Origin of the sequence: Microcella humidisoli (genome assembly GCF_024362325.1) — a bacterium.
GTDB lineage: Bacteria > Actinomycetota > Actinomycetes > Actinomycetales > Microbacteriaceae > Microcella > Microcella humidisoli.
Genome location: NZ_CP101497.1, coordinates 568,571 through 587,954 on the forward strand (window position 1 = coordinate 568,571; position 19,384 = coordinate 587,954).

The window sequence follows — 19,384 nt, forward strand, 5'->3', positions numbered from 1 at the left end:
ACGGCCGGTCGCACGCGGTCGGGGTCGGGGTCAGCGCCCCGTTCGCGCGCGTCGCGACGCCGGGTCGGTCGTCTCGACCGGTCGGCGCACGGTCGTGATCGAGGTCGTGCTGGCCTCCATGACGTCGCCGAGCGCGCGCAGCACGAGATCGGCGCGCGGCAGGTCGCGCAACACGATCGGTCGATCGAGACCCGTGTTGATGAGCACGTCGCCCGAGCGGAACGCCGATTGCAGGCCCGAACGGCGCACCGAGACGTCGAAGCTGCGGCTCAGCAGTACCTCCTGCCGCGTGCGCACCAGCAGTCCGCGCCGCAGCACGATGCGTCGCGTCGTGATGAGGTACTGCGTGCTGAGCCACCGCAGCAGCGGCAGCACCCACAGCAGTCCCCCGGCGACGACCGCACCGAGCAGCACCGCCAGCACCTGCCACGTCTCGTCGAGGGCGAACGCCCCGTAGGTGGCCGCACCGACGATGGCGATGAGGGCAATCGCGGGCAGAACGAGCGCGCGAGCGTGCGGGCGCAGACGGGCGATCGCCCGCTCCGGAACCCGAACCTCCCCCGTCATGCCCTATTCATACCGCAGATGCGTCACATCACCGGCCGCCACGGCGACGATCCCCTCGCCCTCCGCGAGCGATCGCACGCGCAGCCGCCCGTCGTCGTCGAGGGACTCAGCCGTGCCGAGCAGCGGTGCGAGCCCGGGGCGGTCGACACGGACCGCGCGACCGAGCGTGCGCAGCTCGGGCTCGATGACGGCGCGCAGCTCGGCCGGATCGGTCACGGCGCGCCACTGCGCGACGACGGAGAGCAGTTCGTGCAGGGCAGCAGCGAGCGCGCGGTCGACGAGTCCGGCATCGACCGGCACCCCCTGGAGGGCGAGCGAGGTGGCGGTGGGCACCGGCAGCTCGTCGGCGGTCATCGAGAGGTTGAGCCCTGCCCCGACCACGACGCCTTCCGTCGCGAGCTCGGTCAGGATGCCGCTGAGCTTGCGCGCCGGGCCGCCCGCCGCGTCGACGAGCACATCGTTCGGCCACTTGAGCCCGACCCCCTCGACGCCGAGCGAGCGAGCGGTGCGGGCCAGCGCGACCCCTGCCATGAGCGGCAGCCAGCCGAGGCGTCGCGGGTCGGGCGCGCCATCGTGCCGCACGAGCAGCGAGACGGCGAGCGCCGAGCCGGGGGGCGCCGACCAGACGCGGCCGAGCCGCCCGCGTCCCGCGGTCTGATCTGCCGTCGCGACGACGGCGAGGTCGGGCAGCAGCTCGGCGCGAGCGACGAGCTCGGAGTTAGTCGAGGCGCAGCGCTCGCGCCAGTCGAGGGACGGGCTGATCGCGCGACTCAGGGGCAAGAGCATGAATCGAGCCTACGAGGCGGGCTCCATCACCGCGCGCCGACCGTGGCCGCGCGCGCTCGAAGCCGTGACCCCGCTCGGACGACGGCCCGCACGGGGGTGCCGACGACCAGTGCCACCAGGCCGAGCGGGTCGCCATCATGCCGGCCGAGGGCGGTACGACGATCCCACGCGCGGCGCAGTACGCCTCCCCGCGTCGACCGGGCGGGAACGCGAGCGGGTAGTGCGCCCTGCAACCGGAGCCGCTGGAGCTCATCAAGGTGCTGGGCGGCATCGTCGTCGGCCGGGTCGTGCAGGTAGTTGTCGGCGGCCCACGCCGCATCAGGCTCACGGAACCGACCAGCGACGAGGTCGTCCGTCGAGCCGAGCAGTCCACTCCCGATGAAGGTCGTGTTGAGCAGCGCGTCGTCGACCCCGTCGTCGTTGATCGCGAGTGCCGGGATCCCCCGCGCGATCGCCTCGAGGATCGCCGTCGAGCTCACCGTGACCAGACCGCCCGCGCGGTCGAGCGCCGCCGACATCGATCCGGTCTGCACCACGAGGTTGGCGGGCGTCTCGCCGATCCGATGCAGCACGGCGTCGAGCGGCCAGCGCTCATCGTGGGTCTGCCGCTCTCCCGCTCGTGCGCGAACCTTGAGCACGAAGCGCCGCTCGGGGTGTCGGCGAGCGGCCTCGGCGAAGCGCGCCACGAGCGTCGTGCGCGCGGCTCGCGAAACCGGGACGAGCGCTTGCGCCGCGAGCACGACGTCGTCTCCGTGCGCGGGACGCCGGTCGAGGAAGGGGAGCGTCGTGAGGGCGAACCGATGGGCGAGACCCGCATCGCGATCGAGTTCGGCGAAGGCCCGTCGCTCGCGATGCGAGTGCACGACGATGAGGTCGGCTTGAGCGCGATAGACCAGTGCCTTGCGGCGTGCGGGCAGCGCGATACCCGGGATGCCCGACCACAGGACGGGCCGCCGCGGCAGCTCGGCGAGCATCGCGAGCAGCAGTGCGGCCATCGGTCCCCGCATCGCGACGAGCACGGCATCGGCCTCGATCGCCCGCACGAAGGCGACCGCGTCGTCAGCCTGCATGACCGCGACCTCGCCGCCTCGCCACGAGGTCGACGCCACGGCCGCGTCACGCTGCGCGACGCTCGGCATCACCGGATTCGCAACGACGATCACGTGTCGCTCAGCCTCGGGAACGACGCGATCCAGTGTCGCCGCGCCCCACTTGAGGTAGGAGTCGGAGTCGGTGAGTGCGACGACGATCACGCGAGGACGCGACGCAGCTTGGCCCGGGGCGCGAGCTCGCCGGGGAACACGCGCTTGACCCCATCGCCGAGCGCCGTCTCGATGATGCGGATGTCGCGCACGAGGTGCTCGAAGCCCTGCGGTTCGAGCGACGCGGCGTGATCGGAGCCCCACATCGTGCGATCGAGGGTGATGTGCCGTTCGACGACGCGAGCGCCGAGGGCGACAGCGGCGAGACTGATCTGCAGTCCCCGCTCATGGCCCGAGTAGCCGATCGGCACGCCCGGGTACCGGGTGCGGAGGGTCTCGATCGTGCGCAGGTTGGCCTCCTCTGCCGGCATGGGGTAGGTCGACGTCGCGTGCAGCAGCACGAGCTGATCCCGCCCGAGGGTGTCGACCGCGCGGTCGATCTCCTCCAGGGTCGACATGCCCGTCGAGAGGAGGACGGGCTTGCCCGTCATCGCCACGCGCTCGAGCAGCTCGATGTCGGTGACCGACGCCGAGGCGATCTTGTGGGCGACGACGTCGAGCTCTTCGAGCACGTCGACGCTCGGGACATCCCACGGCGACGCGAACCAGTCGAGACCCCGCGCCGCAGCGTAGGCGCCGATCTGCGCGTACTGCTCGGCGTCGAATTCCACCCGTCGCCGGTACTCGAGGTAGGTCATCGTGCCCCACGGCGTCTCGCGCAGCGTGTCGCGCATGTGCTCGGGCGTCGCGATCTCGGGGGTGCGCTTCTGAAACTTCACGGCGTCCGCACCCGCCTCCGCGGCGACGTCGATGAGTCGCAGGGCGAGCGCCACGTCGCCGTTGTGATTGAGCCCGATCTCCCCGATGACGTACACGGGAAGGCCGTCGCCGATGAGACGCGAGGCGAGAGAGACGGTCATGGTCAGGACTCCTTCGTGGCGGGAACCGCGGGCAGGGCGCCCCGGTCGTGGTGAACGGCGGCGAGAGCTCGGGCGATCTCGAGCTCGACCTCGGTGTCGATGTCGACGGCGAACCGCTCGTCGACGAGCTGCGGCTCGACGCGCCCGAAGAACCGGTGCGATGCCTGCAGCAGCCCCGTCGCGCGCATGACGTAGAACGCCCCCGTCTCGGCCACCTGGGGCGGCAGGTCTTGCCGACGGGGTCGGAACCCCGCATCGTGATTGACGCCCTCCCACCCTGCGTCGCGCGGGTCGGCCGGCCTCCACAGGAAGACCGGGGTGGCGATGGCCGAGAACACCACATCGGCCTCGGCGCCCCGCACGCGCGCGACAGCGGCATCGAGGTCGTCCGAGGCGATGAACGGCGAGGTGGCCTGCAGCATGACGACGATGTCGACGGTGCGGTCGAGCGTGTCGATGGCGTGCAGCAGCGCAGACTCCGAGCTCGCGGTCGAGGTCGCCAGCGACCGCGGCCGGTCGATCACGAAGGCCCCGGAGCGTCGCGCCTCGTCAGCGATCTCACGATCATCGGTCGAGACGACGACGCGGTGGATGCTGGACGCCGCCCGCGCGCTGCGCACGGCCCGCGCGACCAGGGTGTCGCCGCCCACCCGTTGCAGATTCTTGCGAGGGATCCCGACCGAACCCCCGCGAGCAGGGATGATCGCGACGACCTCGCCGCTCACGAGGCCACCTCGGCGCGACCGATCGAGGGCAGCACGGTCGACCCGGTGCCGCGCAGCACCACGGGCAGCGTCTCGGCGGCCGTCGAGGCTCCCGCCACGATGTCGAGGGGCCGCGGGGTGCCCGCGAGCGCGAGCTCGATCGGGAGGTCGGCGGCGAGCACCGAGACGCGGGGAAGCCGCGCGACGGCCTCGAGGAACCAGCGCGGCTCGCGACGGTGCGGCAGGTACGCGAGCGGGGCGGCACGGGCGAGGTGCGCGATCGCCTGCAGCGCGGTGCTCGCGGCGTCGAGGCCGTCGACCACGCGGGCGGTGCCGAGCAGGATGCGCGCATCCGGCGGCACGGACGCGGCGTGCGCTCCCCACTGCCGCGTCCTGTCGAACCGGTGGGTCGTGACGATCGCCCCGAGCGCACGCAGGCGGAGGACAGCCGGATCGTTCGACGCGAGATACGTCGTGACGGCGAGGCGCCCCTCCGAGGCGAGCCCGAGCAGGCGCCGGGTCGTGCGGGTGGCGAGTTCGCTGCGCAGTCCTGCGAGCACCCGCGGCGCGCGCGGACGCAGCAGCGGCTGGCCGCGGTCGAGGTGCTCGGCGAGCAGGCGCGTGATGCCGCCGTCGTCGACGAGCGTGAGCGCGCGCGGTCGGGCGCGCTCGAGTCGCAGTTGCACCTGGCCCGAGTACGCGTCGCCGACGAGCCACGGCGCACCGTCGGTGAACAGGCGCGCCGGCAGGACCCGGCGATCGATGGCGAAGCGCGAGCCGTCGTCGACGCGCTCAGCGAGGTGGGTGACGGTGCGCTCGAGCTGAGCGTCACCCGCGCGGGGCACGATGACGAGGGGTGTCGACGCGAGCGCGGCGTGCTCGAGTGCTCCGAGCAGCTGCAGCGGCGACTCGACCCATGCGATGGCACCCTCCTGCATCGCACTCCCCCTCCGCTCGGTGGGCCCGACGGTAGTCAGGCCGCCCCAACGGCGGGTGCACTGCTCGTGTCGAACAGGCGAATCGCACGCGACGCATGACGGGCGGGCACCAGCCGCGACGACCAATGCTGTGGAACTCCTCCAACGGCACCCCGCACCCTGTGGTCGATAGGCTGACACGGTGACCGACCCCACGCCTGCGACCACCCCTGCCGCCCCCGACCTCTCGACGACGGCCGGCAAGATCGCCGACCTGAAGATCCGCTACCACGAAGCCGTCACCGCGAGCGGCGAGGCGGCGATCGAGAAGCAGCACGCCAAGGGCAAGATGACCGCCCGCGAGCGCATCGACACGCTGCTCGACCACGGCAGCTTCGTCGAGCTCGACGAGTTCGTGCGGCACCGCACGCACGCGTTCGGCATGGATGCGAAGCGCCCCTACGGCGATGCGGTGGTCACGGGCACCGGCACCATCCACGGGCGGCAGGTCGCCGTGTACAGCCAGGACTTCACGATCTTCGGCGGCTCGCTCGGCGAGGTCGCGGGCGAGAAGATCATCAAGGTCATGGAGCTCGCGCTCAAGACGGGCGTGCCGATCATCGGCATCCTCGACTCGGGTGGAGCCCGCATCCAGGAGGGCGTTGTGGCCCTCGGCAAGTACGGCGAGATCTTCCGGCGCAACACGGCGGCGAGCGGCGTGATCCCGCAGATCTCGATCATCTGCGGCCCGGCCGCGGGCGGCGCGGTGTACTCCCCCGCCCTCACCGACTTCGTCATCATGGTCGACAAGACCAGCCAGATGTTCGTCACCGGCCCCGACGTCATCAAGACCGTCACGGGTGAAGACGTCGGCATGGAGGAGCTCGGCGGCGCGCTCACCCACAACCGCACGTCCGGCGTTTCGCACTACCTCGCGAGCGACGAGCACGACGCCTTCGACTTCGCGCGCGCGCTGCTGAGCTACCTGCCCGACAACAACCTCGCCGAGCTGCCGCAGTACGCGGCCGAGGCCGAGCTCGAGATCACCGACGACGACCGTCGGCTGAACAGCATGATCCCCGACAGCCCGAACCAGCCCTACGACGTCGTCGGCATCATCGACCACGTCGTCGACGAGGGCTCGTTCCTCGAGGTGCAGCCGCTGTTCGCCCCCAACATCGTCATCGGCTTCGCGCGCGTCGAGGGCCGCAGCGTCGGCGTCATCGCCAATCAGCCCAACGCGATGGCGGGCACGCTCAACATCGACGCGGGCGAGAAGGCCGCGCGCTTCGTGCGCTTCTGCGACGCCTTCTCGATCCCCATCCTCACCCTCGTCGACGTGCCCGGGTACCTGCCCGGCACCGACCAGGAGTGGACGGGTGTGATCCGCCGCGGCGCCAAGCTGCTCTACGCCTACGCCGAGGCGACCGTGCCGCTCGTCACCGTCATCACGCGCAAGGCCTACGGCGGCGCCTACATCGTCATGGGCTCGAAGCAGCTCGGCGCCGACATGAACCTCGCCTGGCCGACGGCCGAGATCGCCGTCATGGGCGGGCAGGGTGCGGTGAACATCCTGTACCGCGACCAGATCAGGGCCGCCGAGGCCGCGGGAGAGGACGTCGCGGCGGTGCGCACGCGGCTCGCGAACGAGTACACCTACAACGTCGCGAGCCCGTTCCTCGCCGCCGAGCGCGGCGAGCTCGATGGCATCATCGAACCGGCGGCGACGCGCGTCGCGGTGATCAAGGCCCTGCGGGCGCTCAAGACCAAGCGGGCGAGCCTGCCGCCGAAGAAGCACGGGAACATCCCGCTGTGAGCGAGCAGACCCCTGCGGCGATGGATGCGGCGCCCGCGATGCGCGTCGTGGCAGGCAGCCCGACCGACGAGGAGCTGGCCGCAGCGCACTCCGTGATCGTCGCCGTGCTGGCCGAGCGGGCCGCGCGCGGGGCCGAGCTCATCGAGCCGCCCGTCGACCGCTGGAGCCGCGGAGCACGCGCCCTGCGTACCCCGCTCGCCCCCGGGCCGGGCGCCTGGGCGGGAACGACGGGTCAGCGCGGCTGCTGAACCGCGCGAATCGAGCCCGTTTCGCGACGGAATCCGAAGCCTTGTGCTGCGGATTCCGCGGCACTGACCCGTGCACGGTCACAGAAATCCCCCCTTTCGGGGGGAATGTACCCTGGGATTCGTTGCGACGACCTCGAAGAACCCCGGAATTCCGGGGATCTTGAGCGAACGGGGTACGAACGGTGTCCCCCGTAGTCCCCCAAAATGATGACTGTGCTGGCGAGGCTCGACGGGCAGTATTGCTGATGTCAGGTGATGCTCGTTACGAGCTCACCACCGATCACCACGACCGCACGGGTAGCGGTCATGTGATTGGGGGGCGAGGTAGGCCAACATTCGGGTTGTGGGCCTACCTCGATACGTTACGAAGGGCCGGAGCTGGGTACTCCGGCCCTTCGATCGTTAAGGCCCGTCGAACGTTAGGCCCGCGCTGCGGTCCGTGGGATCTCGAGCCAGAGGTCGACCGAGTCATCCTCGTCGTCGTCCGACTGCCCGAGATCGCGCGCGCGCCCGTCGCCCGAGGGCGTGAGTCCCACGACGGTCACGGCGACCTCCGAGTCGGGCGGCGCCGTGCGCGCGATGACGCGCGTCGCACTCGTCGAGCGGATCGCCTCGGCGAGCGTGGTCAGCACGCGCTGCAGCGAGGCCTCGTCGAGCTCATCGAGGCCGCCCTCGTCGAAGAGGCTCACGAGCACGCCCCGACGCCGGGCGGCCATGACCTCGCTGCGCACGACGTCGTCGAGCAGGCGGCGCCCGCGGATCTCATCGCGGATCGCGCCCTCGAGGTGCAGGCACTCCGCCCGCTGCTCCTCGGTCAGCTCGCCGTTCGACTCTTCGATGATGCGCAGCATCGGCACGGCGGTGGTGCCCGTCTGCCCGAGCCGGAACTGGCGCTCATAGAGGTGCGCTTCCTGCGCCGCCTGCCAGTCGGTCGCCTCGCGCTCGGCGCGCGCGAAGCGAGCGGCATCGCGCGAGGCCTTCGCGAGGGCGCGCGACAGGATGTGCGAGACCGCAACCCACGAGGCGCTGCCGATCACGCCGATGCCCAGCAGCAGGGCCGGGTCCCACAGCACCGTCTGGATGACGAGCGCCGCGATGCCCAGCCACGCGTAGAGATGCCGACGCCGTGTCGATGTGATCGTCATGAGGGTGCCGACGGCGGCGACGTACCAGGTCGAGTAGCCGAGCCCGCCCTCGCGGGTGGCGTCGAGCTGCGGCGCGATGAGCATGGGCATGGCGATGCAGACGAGCACGTTGGTGACCGCCAGCCACGTCGACATGCGCTCGGGCTGACCCGGCAGCATGCTGATCGTGACGGCCGTTGCGTAGAGCGCCATGGCCGCGAGCACCGGCAGCGGGTTGGCCGGGATCTCGATCGTGTAGAGGCCGAGCACGATGTGGTACGCCGCGAAGATGGCAGCCATCGTGACGATGAGCCCGCGGGGAACACCGATCCTCATGCGCCGGCCTCCTCGCGCGCGAACGCCTCGGCCTCGTCGTCGGGCGTGAACACGGGCCACGAGAGCACGACGACCGTGCCCTTGCCGGGCGATGACCGCACGTCGGCGTGACCTCCCGCGTTGGCGGTGCGCTCGACGATCGAGCGGCGCACGCCGAGTCGACCTTCGGGCAGGTGGGCGGGGTCGAACCCCGCACCCGCGTCGCCGATCTCGATCTCGACGGCACCGCCGTGCACGCCGGAGACCTTGAGCCAGCGCCGCACCTCCGGCGGGCCGGCGTGCTGCACGCTGTTCATCATGGCCTGCACGGCCGCGGAGTACAGGGCTTCGGCCTGCGCCGAGGGGATGACCCGCGTGTCGAGCGAGCGCACGCGCACCGTGAACGGCGCCTGCATCTGCCGCGCGGCGGTGACGATGCGATCGGCGAGCTGCCGGAACCGCACGGTCGTTCCATCATCGGGCGACACGAGTGCGGCCTCGCGCAGATGCCGCATCGCGTTCGACGCCATCTGCGCCGCGAGCGCCTTCTGCTCGGAGCTTTCCGCGCGAGCGGCTGTCAGCAGCGTCGTGAGCACGCTGTCGTGCACGATCGAATCGACGTGCACACGCTCGACTTCGGTAGCGTGCTGGCGCACGGCTCGGGCGTACCGGTCGAGGGCGGCCCCCTGGGCCTCGTCGACGGACGTCGCGGCCGACCGCGTCATCGTCACGATGATGAGCACGGCACCGCCCAGGATGATCGCGTAGATGGCGTTGAAGAGGCCGAGCTCCCAGGGCCCGCCACCGCCCTGCGGGGTCGCGCGGATGATGCCGTAGATGAGGGGCACGACGATGAGGTAGATGAGCGCCCCACGAACGCGCAGGCCGATCGCGGCGGTCGCCGTCGCGACCGTCGTGAGCTGGTACAGCCAGTGGTCGCCCTGCTGCGGAACGCTCGGATCGGCGAGGAAGAACGGCCAGGTCAGCAGCGCGACGAGGTAGACGCCCGAGACGAGCAGATGAGCGCCACCCACCCAGCGCTTGATCGTCGAGCAGATGAGCGCCACGAGCAGCGAGCCGTAGATCGCTGCGACCGCGAGGGCCGACCAGATTGGCTGCCCGAGCGCGTACTGGCCGAGCAGCCCGGGAATGGCCTGCAGCCCGAAGACGATGCCGAACCAGGCGACCGAGCGCGAGATGACCGTGTCGACGCGCTTGCGGCTCAGCGGGCTCCGCTGCGGCTTGCTCGAGGCGGGGGCCGCGGCGAGCGCCTCAGGCCGACTCATCACCGTCCGGATCGAGGCCCGGCAGAATCCCGTCTTCGACGGCTCGACGCAGCAGGTCGACCTTCGTGGGCGCGGGGCGCCCCACCTCGACGTATTTGGCGCGGATGCGGTCGAGGTACTCGCGGGCGGTCGAGTAGCCGATGCCGAGCTGCTGCGCGGCGAGCTTGAGCGGCAGGCCGCTCGCGTACAAGTGCAAGATCTCGCGCTCGCGACGCCCCAGCTGCGCCTTCGCGAAGTCGCGGTCGGCGTCGATGGCGCTCGCCCACTCGAGGTTGTTGAGTACTTCGCCGCGCGCGACCGTCTCGGCGGCGGCGATGACGGTGCTCGTCGCCGACGACTTCGGGATCACCCCGGCGGCCCCGGCGGCGAGCGCCTCGCGCACGCTCGCGACCCGGTCGGCGATCGAGTGCACGAGCACGGCCGAGCCGGTCGCCTGCACGGCCTTGACGTTCTCGGTGACGCTCGAGCCGTCGCCGAGCGACAGGTCGAGCACGACGACATCGATCTCGCGGCCATCGAGGGTCTCGACGAGCTCGGGCACGCTCGCCGACGTCGACACGACGTCGAAGCCCGCGTTGGTGAACGCCGCTTGCAGCCCGAGGCGCACCGACTCGTGATCATCAACGACCGCGACGCGCACCTGCTTGTTCACCGGAGCAACCACGAGAGCAGAACCCACACCCTTCATCGAACGGGAGAGCGAGGCACGGCGGTGCCGGTCGCGCCTCTCATGCTAGCCGCGCTTGCACCTCGGACGGGGGGCAGGGCGCGCCGGGAATCGCCCGGTGAGCCGCGGAATCCCGGTCCTGAGTCACCCTCGGATCAGTGTCGCCACCGCTTCGACATGGTGCGTGTGCGGGAAGAGATCGAAGGCCCGGATGCGCGCCAGCCGGTAGCCGGCCTCGGCGGCGAGGGCGACATCCCGAGCGAGCGCCACCGGATCGCACGCCACGTACACGAGCTGCGCCGGTGCGAGGCGGCCGAGCACCGTCATGACCTCGGATCCGGCGCCCGAGCGCGGCGGATCGAGCACGATGGTCGCCGCGCGCAGGCGGTCGCGGTCGGCCGCGGAGGCGCCCGCGTCGAGCTCGCGCAGCCAACGGTCGACCCGGCCCGTCTCGGCCGAGGCGCCGAGCCACTCGGCGAGGTTCTCGCTCGCGTGGTCGGTCGCGCGCTCGTCGGACTCGACGCTCGTGATGCGCGTCTCGGCGCCGAAGCGGTCGGCCACGGCAGCGGCGAGCAGGCCCACCCCGCCGTAGAGGTCGAGGTTCTCGGCGCGTGGGTCGAAGAGCGCCGGATCGATCGCCTCCTGCACCGCGCGGGTGAGGGCGACCGGCGCCGAGCGGTGCACCTGCCAGAACCCGGTGTCGTCGAGCTGGAACTCGCGCTCGCCGACGAGCTCGCGAATCACGGTGGGCTTCTGCTCGCCGATGACGAGGCGCGGATCGCTCGTCGTGGGGGCGATGACATCGAGGGTGCCGAGGCCGAGAAACCGCTCGGCGAAGGGCGTCGCGGCCTGCACGGCGGCGGTCGCGAGCGGAACATCCTGCACCGGGATCACCGAGTGCGAGCGCGACGCCATCGGTCCGAGCCGGCCCTGGTCGTCGACGTGCAGGCGGATGCGCGTGCGCCAGCCCAGCCCGTTGACGGCCGGGTCGCCCGGCAGCGGCTCGACGACGACGTCGCTCTCGATGCCCGCCATGCGCTGCAGTGACTCGGCGAGCACCTGCCGCTTGAGCTCGCGCTGATGCGCGAGGGCGATGTGGCCGAACTCCGCCCCGCCCGCGCGGCCGCGGGGGTCGCGGTCGATCGCCGCGGCCGACCAGACGTGGTCGCGGCGGTGCTCGCTCGGCTGCAGCACCTCCACGGCATCGGCGCGCCAGAAGCTCTTCTTGCGGTCGTCGCTCACGCGCGCCCGCACGGTCTCGCCCGGGATCGCGTCGCTCACGAACACCACCCGGCCGTCGAGCCGACCGACGGCGATGCCGCCGTGCGCGATCTTGTCGACCGTGAGTTCGATGATGCTGCCGATGTGCTCTCCCATGCCCTCAGCCTAGGTGCGGCCCGTAGCATCGAGCCGTGCGCCTCTACCTCGCCTCGACGTCTCCGGCCCGGCTCGCGACGCTGCGGGCGGTCGGCATCGAGCCGATCGCGTTCGCCCCCGGGGTCGATGAAGAGCGGGCGGTGGATGCGGCTGCGGCCGCGCATCCCGAGGGCCGCCTGCCGGCCGACGAGATGGTGCAGCTGCTCGCCCGCCTCAAGGCCGAGGCGGGCCTCGACCCCGCGGTGCTCGGCGACGCCGGGCTGGCGCCGGCCGAGGTCGATGGGTTCATCCTCGGCGGCGACTCGGCCTTCGAACTCGACGGCACGGTGTTCGGCAAACCGCACGAACCCGCGATCGCCCGCGAGCGCTGGCTCGCGCAGCGCGGCCGCAGTGGCGTGCTGCACTCGGGCCACTGGCTCATCGACCACCGGGGTGGCCGGCTGAACGGGGCTGTCGGTCGGGCATCCCGCGCGACGGTGCACTTCGCCGACGACATCGAGACGGCCGAGATCGACGCGTACATCGCCACAGGCGAACCGCTGAAGGTCGCCGGGGCGTTCACGATCGACTCGAAGGGCGCCGGGTTCATCGACCGCATCGAGGGCGACCCGCACACCGTCGTCGGCCTCTCGGTGCCGCTGCTGCGCAAGCTCGTGCACGAGCTCGGCGGGCGCTGGACCGATCTCTGGAATCGCTAAGCGATCCGCGCCCCTTTTGTGGGCCCTCGCCAAACGCGGCGGCCGCGCGCACCCCTAGGCTGGGGAACCATGGCCCGCATCACGAAGATCCTCATCGCCAACCGAGGCGAGATCGCCGTCCGCGTCATCCGCGCCGCCCGTGACTCCGGCATCGCGACGGTGGCCGTCTACGCCGATCAGGATCGGGATGCCCGGCACGTGCGCCTCGCCGACGAGGCCTACGCGCTCAACGGCACGACGAGCGCCGAGACCTACCTCGTCATCGACAAGCTGCTCAGCGTCGCCCGCCGGGCCGGCGCCGACGCGGTGCACCCGGGCTACGGCTTCCTCGCCGAGAACGCCGACTTCGCGCGCGCCGTCATCGACGCCGGCCTCACCTGGATCGGGCCGTCTCCGGATGCGATCGAGAAGCTCGGCGACAAGGTCAGCGCCCGCCACATCGCCGAGAAGGTCGGCGCGCCCCTCGCCCCCGGCACCCTCAACCCCGTGAGCGGCGCCGACGAGGTGCTCGCCTTCGTCGACGTGCACGGCCTGCCCGTGGCGATCAAGGCCGCGTTCGGCGGCGGCGGGCGCGGCCTCAAGGTCGCCCGCACGCGCGAGGAGATTCCCGAGCTGTTCGACTCCGCCACGCGCGAAGCCATCGCGGCCTTCGGCCGCGGCGAGTGCTTCGTCGAGAAGTACCTCGACAAGCCCCGCCACGTCGAGACCCAGTGCCTCGCCGACGCGCACGGCACCGTCGTCGTCATCTCGACGCGCGACTGCTCGCTGCAGCGTCGCCACCAGAAGCTCGTCGAGGAGGCACCCGCGCCGTTCCTCACGCCCGAGCAGACCGAGCTGCTGTACTCCTCGTCGAAGGCCATCCTGAAAGAGGTCGGCTACCTCGGGGCGGGCACGTGCGAGTTCCTCATCGGCGCCGACGGCACCGTCTCGTTCCTCGAGGTCAACACGCGCCTCCAGGTCGAGCACCCGGTCTCGGAAGAGGTCACGGGCATCGACCTCGTGCGCGAGCAGTTCCGCCTCGCCGAGGGCGAGCCGCTCGGCTACGACGACCCCGTCGCGCACGGGCACTCGTTCGAGTTCCGCATCAACGGGGAAGACCCGGGCCTGAACTTCATGCCCATGCCCGGCCCCGTGCACGCCCTGCGCTTCCCCGGCGGCCCCGGCGTGCGCGTCGACTCCGGCGTCACCACGGGCGACGTCATCTCGGGCGCCTTCGACTCGCTGCTCGCGAAGCTCATCGTCACCGGCAAGACCCGAGAAGACGCGCTCGAGCGCTCGCGCCGGGCCCTCGCCGAGTTCGAGGTCGCCGGCCTCCCGACCGTGCTGCCCTTCCACCGCGCGATCGTCGACGACCCGGCGTTCGCTCCGGCGGACGGCGCGCCCTTCACCGTCTACACGCGCTGGATCGAGACCGAGTTCGACAACCAGCTCGAGCCGTGGAGCGGCTCGCTCGCCGAGCCGCTCGCCGAGCCCGCCGCGCGGCACACGGTGGTCGTCGAGGTCGCCGGCAAGCGCCTCGAGGTCTCGCTGCCCGAGACGCTCGTGCCCGCATCCACGTCGCGCGCCTCGACGGCGCTCGCTGCCCCGCCGAAGCGCCGCTCGGGCGCGGCCGTCGCGGCCGGAGCCTCGGGTGATGCCGTCAAGAGCCCCATGCAGGCCACGGTCGTGAAGCTCGCCGTCGCCGAGGGCGACAAGGTCGTCGCGGGCGATCTCGTGGTCGTGCTCGAGGCCATGAAGATGGAGCAGCCCATGACCGCGCACAAAGACGGCGTCGTCACCGGCATCGGCGCGGCTGTCGGCGAGACGGTGTCGTCGGGCCACGTGCTGCTCAGCATCGTCGACTGAGCCGGGCCTCTCGGCCGTCAGCGCACGACGAGACGCGCTCCGGCTGATGCCGGGGCGTGGTCGCGAACGTGCCCGAGCAGGACGTGCAGCAGCAGCGCGACGCCGAGCATCTCCATGGTCTCTTCGAGCGCCACGAGCCCGGCGCTGACGAGGTGCGAGCGCACGGGCTCCATCGCCTCGCGCCAGGGGAACGTCGCGGCGTCGAGCATCTCGACCCCGATCGCGCCGGCCAGCCATAGGCCGATCGCAACGACCACGCCGGTGCGGGTGCGGCGCGGCAGGCGGGCGGCGAACGGCGCGAAGACCAGGGCGAGCACCGCGACGAGCACGAGCGCGGGCACGACCCACGCGAGCCACAGCGGGCCGCTCGTGATGCCGAGCAGCCCGCGCATCGGCAGCACGAGCGCCTCGTGCAGTTGCAGCTGCTCGTCGATCGAGGCGTAGCCGAACACGATCGCGACCCCGACCCATCCGCGCCATTGCGCCGAGCCGGCCCGCCGCTCGGCGAGAGCGATGACCCCCGCGACCACGACGACGCCGAGCATCATGCCGATCGTCAGCCAGGTGCCGATCGCCGCCTCGCCGCCCATGTCGAGGATGCGCAGCAGCTCGGTCTGCGCGAACTCGCGCGGGGGCGGCCACGAGAGCACGAGCGCCGACCGCACCGCGTGCGCGAGCAGCACGGCGGCGATGGCGCCGACGAGCAGCCGCAGCACCCTCCGGCGCGCGATCACGAGCACGAGCGGGTCGGCCGCCGCGGGCGGCTGCGGCGGGATCGCGGCGGGCGGCACGGGCTAGTCGCGGGGCACGTGCATCGCGCGCGCGGCATCCGTGATGCCGCCCGACAGCGAGGGGTACACCGAGTAGGCACGCGCGAGCTGGTCGACCGTGAGGCGGTGCTCGACGGCGAGGGCGACCGGCAGGATGAGCTCGGAGGCCCGCGGGGCCACGATCACTCCCCCGATGACGGTGCCCGAGGTCTTCGCCGCGAAGATCTTGATGAAGCCGTCGGTGACGCCCTGCATCTTCGCGCGCGGGTTGGTCTCGAGCATGAGCTTGTGCACGATGCCCCGGGTCTCGCCGTCTTCGATCTGCTTCTGCGAGAAGCCGACGGTCGCGATCTCGGGCGCGGTGAAGATGTTCGAGGTGACGTTGCGCAAGCGGATGGGCGTCACGGCGTCGCCCATGGCGTGGTAGACCGCCGTGCGGCCCTGCATCGAGGCGACGGATGCGAGGGGCAGCGAGTCGCTGCAGTCGCCGACCGCATACACGCTGGGCATCGAGGTTCGCGCGACCTTGTTGACCGCGATGTGGCCGGAGGCCGTGAGCTGCACCCCGGCCTCCTCGAGCCCGATGCCCGCCGTGTTGGGGATCGAGCCGACGGCCATGAGGCAGTGCGAGCCCTCGATGACGGTGCCGTCGCTCAGGGTGACCGTGACGCCGTCGCCCGTGTTCACGACCGAGTCGGCGCGGCTCTTCGCGAGCAACGTCATGCCGTTGCGCCGGAACACCTGCTCGATGAGGTGCGCGGCATCCGCATCCTCACCCGGCAGCACCTGATCGCGGCTCGAGATGAGGGTGACCTGCGCGCCTAGGGCGCGGTAGGCCGAGGCGAACTCGGCGCCGGTCACGCCCGAGCCGACGACGATGAGGTGCTCGGGAACCTCGGTGAGCGTGTAGAGCTGCGTCCACGTCAGGATGCGCGTGCCGTCGGGCTTCGCGCTGGGCAGCTCGCGCGGTGATGCCCCCACGGCGACGATCACCGTGTCGGCGTCGCACTGGTCGAAGTCGGTGCGCTTCTTGCCGTGGCCGGTCGCGACGACGATGCGGTTCGGGCCATCGAGGCGCCCGTCGCCGACGATGATGCGCACGCCGGCCGCGATGAGCTGATCGCGCATGTCGTCCGACTGGTCTTGGGCGAGGTTGAGCAGCCGCTTGTTGACCTGCGTCAGGTTGACGGCGACCTCGGGCTTGACGGCGCGCCCCGATTCGCCGCGCGCGAAGAACTGAACCCCGAGATCAGCGGCATCGCGAATGGCGCCCGCCGCCTCGGCCGTCGCGATGAGCGTCTTCGACGGCACAACATCGGTGAGCACGGCTGAGCCGCCGACGCCCACGCGCTCGACGAGGGTCACCTCGGCGCCGAGCTGCGCGCCGGCGAGCGCCGCCTCATAACCGCCGGGGCCGCCTCCGAGGACGGCGATGCGCTGGGTGCGGTCGAACGTGGAGGTGTCCATCCCCCCATCCTCCCGCATTCGCGCGGCGTGCGCGGTTCAGGATGCGCGGCTCACGACTGCCCGACACGCCGAGCGAGCATCCCGGCACCGCGCGAGTGCGCGCGTCGTTCCTGAACCGCGAACGGTGCCCGCTCAGTAGGCTGGCGGTTATGAACCACAGCGCAGTGAACCCTCTCGACCTGCCCGACGCCGACCCCTTCGCGATCGCCGCTCAGGCGGCCGCACAGCTCGCCGAGCTCACGGGCGTCGAGCGGCACGACATCGCCCTCACCCTCGGGTCGGGCTGGGCGAAAGCTGCCGACCTCATCGGCGAGACCACCCACACGATCCCCGCCACCGAGATCGCCGGCTTCAGCAAGCCCGCGCTCGAGGGGCACGTCGGCACGCTGCGGTCGATCCTGCTGCCGAGCGGAAAGCGCGCGCTCGTCATCGGCGCCCGCACCCATTACTACGAGAATCATGGCGTGCGACGGGTGGTGCACTCGGTGCGCACGGCGGCAGCGGCCGGGGCATCGGTCATGATCCTCACCAACGGCGCGGGTGGCATCAAGGAGCACTGGAAGCCCGGCACGCCCGTGCTCATCAGCGACCACCTCAACCTGACGGCGAACTCGCCGCTCGAGGGCGCGACCTTCATCGACCTCACCGACCTGTATGCGCAGCGCCTGCGCGACCTCGCGCACACGGTCGACCCGAGCCTCGACGAGGGCGTCTACGTGCAGTTCCGCGGCCCGCACTACGAGACCCCGGCCGAGGTGCAGATGGCGAAGACGCTCGGCGGCCACATCGTCGGCATGTCGACGGCGCTTGAGGCGATCGCGGCCCGCCAGGCCGGCATGGAGGTGCTCGGCCTCTCGCTCATCACCAACCTCGCGGCGGGCATCTCGCCCGAACCGCTGAGCCACGGCGAGGTCATCCAGGCCGGAAAAGACGCTGAGCCGGTCATCAGCGCCCTGCTCGCCCGCATCGTCGCCGCACTGTAGGGGGCACGCATGACCACTCTCGATCTCGCCAAGTCGTGGCTCGAACAAGACCCCGACCCCGTCACGCGCGCCGAGCTCGAGGCGCTCATCCCGGCCGCCGAGGGCGGCGATGCGGCGGCCATGGATGCCCTCCGCGACCGCTTCGACACGCGCCTCACGTTCGGCACCGCGGGTCTGCGCGGTGAGCTCGGCGCGGGTCCGAACCGCATGAACCGTGTGCTCGTCTCGCAGGCGGCCACCGGATTCGCCCGCTGGCTGCTCGCCCGCGACGAGAACGCGAGCGTCGTCATCGGCTACGACGGCCGCGTGAACAGCGACGTCTTCGCGCGCGACTCGGCCGAGCTCATGGCGGGCGCGGGCGTGCGCGTCGTGCTGCTGCCACGCGCCCTGCCGACCCCCGTGCTGGCCTTCGCCGTGCGCGAGCTCGGCCTGAGCGCCGGCGTCATGGTGACGGCGAGCCACAATCCGCCGCGCGACAACGGCTACAAGGTCTACCTGGGCGGCCGCGACGGCGGCTCGCAGATCGTCGCGCCCGCCGACGAGGCGATCCATGCCGCCATCCTCGAGGTCGCGAACACGAGCGTCGTCGGCGAGCTGCCGCGCTCGAGCGCCTACGAGACGGCGGACGAGAGCATCATCGACGCCTACATCGCCCGCACCGCCGCCCTCGTCACGCACACGCCCGAGTCGGCCGTGCTCGAGCCGGTCTCGTTCGTCTACACGGCGATGCACGGCGTCGGGTGGGAGGTCGCGCAGCGCGTGTTCCGCGACGCCGGGCTCGGCGAGCCGACCGTCGTCGCCGAGCAGATCGCGCCCGACGGGGCCTTCCCGACCGTCGCGTTCCCCAATCCGGAGGAGCCGGGCGCGATGGACCTCTCCTTCGCGACCGCGCGAGCCGCGGGCGCCGAGCTCATCATCGCCAACGACCCCGACGCCGACCGGCTCGCCGTCGCGATCCCCGACGCGTCCACCCCGGAGGGCTGGCGGCGGCTCAGCGGCAACGCGGTCGGTGCCCTGCTCGGCTGGCGGGCCGCGGAGCGCCTCGAGCGCGAGGGGCGGCAGGCGAAGTTCGCGGCATCCCTCGTCTCGTCGCCCGCGCTCTCGGCCGTCGCCGCCGCGTACGGCGTCAGCTACAGCGACACCCTGACGGGCTTCAAGTGGATCTCGCGCGTCGGCGGCCTCGGCTACGGCTACGAGGAGGCCCTCGGCTACCTCGTCGACCCCGAGAAGGTGCGCGATAAGGACGGCATCTCGGCCGCCGTCGACTTCCTCGCCCTCGCCGGCGAGCTCAAGGCGGCGGGCCGCACGCTCGACGACCACCAGCGCGACTTCGATGAGCGCTTCGGCGCCTTCGCGAGCGCGCAGGTCTCGCTGCGCGTCACCGATCTCAGCCGCATCGGCGCAATCATGGCCGCGCTGCGCGACAACCCGCCCAACGAGGTCGGGGGCGTGCGCGTCGAGCAGGTCGACGACTTCATCGGCGGCTTCGGCGTGTTCCCTCCCGGTGACATCCTGCGGTTCTGGATGCGCGGCGGCGCCCGCGTCATCGTGCGGCCGAGCGGCACCGAGCCCAAGGTGAAGGTCTACATCGACGCCTCGTCGACGACGGGCTCGGTCGACGAGCGCCGGGCGGCCGCGCAGGCCGAGGTCGCGGCGCTCGAGGCGGGCATGCGCGCGCTGATCGTCTGAGCC

At 71.7% G+C, this 19,384-nt stretch carries 18 protein-coding genes; 6 read left to right on the forward strand and 12 right to left on the reverse strand.

All coding sequences use genetic code 11. The features are described 5' to 3' along the window. Window positions 1-30: 30 nt before the first annotated feature. Genes NNL39_RS02690 through NNL39_RS02715 form a run of 6 tightly spaced genes read right to left on the reverse strand, consistent with a single transcriptional unit; the run spans window position 31 to window position 5,117 of the window. Window positions 31-567, reverse strand: coding sequence for a PH domain-containing protein (locus NNL39_RS02690; protein WP_255160168.1), 537 nt, complete (start codon window positions 565-567; stop codon window positions 31-33). A gap of 3 nt (window positions 568-570) precedes the next feature. Further along, window positions 571-1,353, reverse strand: coding sequence for a biotin--[acetyl-CoA-carboxylase] ligase (locus tag NNL39_RS02695; protein ID WP_255160169.1), 783 nt, complete (start codon window positions 1,351-1,353; stop codon window positions 571-573). A gap of 26 nt (window positions 1,354-1,379) precedes the next feature. After that, on the reverse strand, window positions 1,380-2,606 hold the full coding sequence (locus tag NNL39_RS02700) for a DUF6716 putative glycosyltransferase (protein WP_255160170.1): 1,227 nt from the start codon (window positions 2,604-2,606) through the stop codon (window positions 1,380-1,382). Continuing rightward, window positions 2,603-3,475: an N-acetylneuraminate synthase family protein gene (locus tag NNL39_RS02705; RefSeq protein ID WP_255160171.1), complete on the reverse strand. Its 873-nt coding sequence runs from the start codon at window positions 3,473-3,475 to the stop codon at window positions 2,603-2,605. Before NNL39_RS02705 ends, NNL39_RS02700 begins: the two co-directional genes overlap by 4 nt. A 2-nt stretch (window positions 3,476-3,477) precedes the next feature. Further along, window positions 3,478-4,200 (reverse strand): acylneuraminate cytidylyltransferase family protein, encoded by a 723-nt coding sequence (locus NNL39_RS02710; RefSeq protein WP_255160172.1) that lies wholly within the window; start codon window positions 4,198-4,200, stop codon window positions 3,478-3,480. Beyond that, window positions 4,197-5,117 (reverse strand): hypothetical protein, encoded by a 921-nt coding sequence (locus NNL39_RS02715; protein ID WP_255160173.1) that lies wholly within the window; start codon window positions 5,115-5,117, stop codon window positions 4,197-4,199. The genes NNL39_RS02710 and NNL39_RS02715 overlap by 4 nt, the downstream gene beginning before the upstream one ends. 181 nt (window positions 5,118-5,298) lie before the next feature. On the opposite strand from NNL39_RS02715, the gene NNL39_RS02720 reads away from it, so the two are divergent. Next, a complete protein-coding gene (locus NNL39_RS02720) occupies window positions 5,299-6,912 on the forward strand; it encodes an acyl-CoA carboxylase subunit beta (RefSeq protein ID WP_255160174.1) in 1,614 nt (537 codons plus the stop codon). Beyond that, the gene (locus NNL39_RS02725) at window positions 6,909-7,160 is read left to right on the forward strand and encodes an acyl-CoA carboxylase subunit epsilon (RefSeq protein WP_255160175.1); all 252 of its coding nucleotides are present in this window, start codon (window positions 6,909-6,911) and stop codon (window positions 7,158-7,160) included. Before NNL39_RS02720 ends, NNL39_RS02725 begins: the two co-directional genes overlap by 4 nt. Window positions 7,161-7,579: 419 nt before the next feature. Here NNL39_RS02725 and NNL39_RS02730 read toward each other — a convergent pair whose 3' ends face one another. The 4 genes from NNL39_RS02730 to NNL39_RS02745 form a co-directional block, all read right to left on the reverse strand. Beyond that, entirely contained in the window at window positions 7,580-8,620 is a 1,041-nt protein-coding gene (locus tag NNL39_RS02730; protein ID WP_255160176.1) for a hypothetical protein, read from the reverse strand. Beyond that, entirely contained in the window at window positions 8,617-9,885 is a 1,269-nt protein-coding gene (locus NNL39_RS02735; protein ID WP_255160177.1) for a sensor histidine kinase, read from the reverse strand. The genes NNL39_RS02730 and NNL39_RS02735 overlap by 4 nt, the downstream gene beginning before the upstream one ends. Next, window positions 9,872-10,549, reverse strand: a complete 678-nt coding sequence (locus NNL39_RS02740) for a response regulator transcription factor (RefSeq protein WP_255160178.1) — start codon at window positions 10,547-10,549, stop codon at window positions 9,872-9,874. Before NNL39_RS02740 ends, NNL39_RS02735 begins: the two co-directional genes overlap by 14 nt. A gap of 147 nt (window positions 10,550-10,696) precedes the next feature. After that, window positions 10,697-11,929: a class I SAM-dependent RNA methyltransferase gene (locus NNL39_RS02745; protein WP_255160179.1), complete on the reverse strand. Its 1,233-nt coding sequence runs from the start codon at window positions 11,927-11,929 to the stop codon at window positions 10,697-10,699. 35 nt (window positions 11,930-11,964) lie between these two features. Between NNL39_RS02745 and NNL39_RS02750 the strand changes: the two genes are divergently transcribed. Continuing rightward, entirely contained in the window at window positions 11,965-12,627 is a 663-nt protein-coding gene (locus tag NNL39_RS02750; RefSeq protein WP_255160180.1) for a Maf family protein, read from the forward strand. Between the two features lie 69 nt (window positions 12,628-12,696). Continuing rightward, window positions 12,697-14,472, forward strand: a complete 1,776-nt coding sequence (locus NNL39_RS02755; protein WP_255160181.1) for an acetyl/propionyl/methylcrotonyl-CoA carboxylase subunit alpha — start codon at window positions 12,697-12,699, stop codon at window positions 14,470-14,472. A gap of 17 nt (window positions 14,473-14,489) precedes the next feature. On the opposite strand, the gene NNL39_RS02760 is transcribed toward NNL39_RS02755, so the two are convergent. Both NNL39_RS02760 and NNL39_RS02765 read right to left on the reverse strand, forming a co-directional pair. Further along, window positions 14,490-15,263 (reverse strand): hypothetical protein, encoded by a 774-nt coding sequence (locus NNL39_RS02760; protein WP_255160182.1) that lies wholly within the window; start codon window positions 15,261-15,263, stop codon window positions 14,490-14,492. A 3-nt stretch (window positions 15,264-15,266) separates the two neighbouring features. Next, on the reverse strand, window positions 15,267-16,709 hold the full coding sequence (locus tag NNL39_RS02765; protein ID WP_255160183.1) for an NAD(P)H-quinone dehydrogenase: 1,443 nt from the start codon (window positions 16,707-16,709) through the stop codon (window positions 15,267-15,269). A 149-nt stretch (window positions 16,710-16,858) separates the two neighbouring features. Here NNL39_RS02765 and NNL39_RS02770 point away from each other — a divergent pair, with 149 nt between their 5' ends. Together NNL39_RS02770 and NNL39_RS02775 are read left to right on the forward strand one after the other, a co-directional pair. Further along, window positions 16,859-17,692, forward strand: a complete 834-nt coding sequence (locus tag NNL39_RS02770) for a purine-nucleoside phosphorylase (RefSeq protein WP_255160184.1) — start codon at window positions 16,859-16,861, stop codon at window positions 17,690-17,692. A gap of 9 nt (window positions 17,693-17,701) precedes the next feature. Beyond that, on the forward strand, window positions 17,702-19,381 hold the full coding sequence (locus tag NNL39_RS02775; protein WP_255160185.1) for a phospho-sugar mutase: 1,680 nt from the start codon (window positions 17,702-17,704) through the stop codon (window positions 19,379-19,381). Window positions 19,382-19,384: the final 3 nt, after the last annotated feature.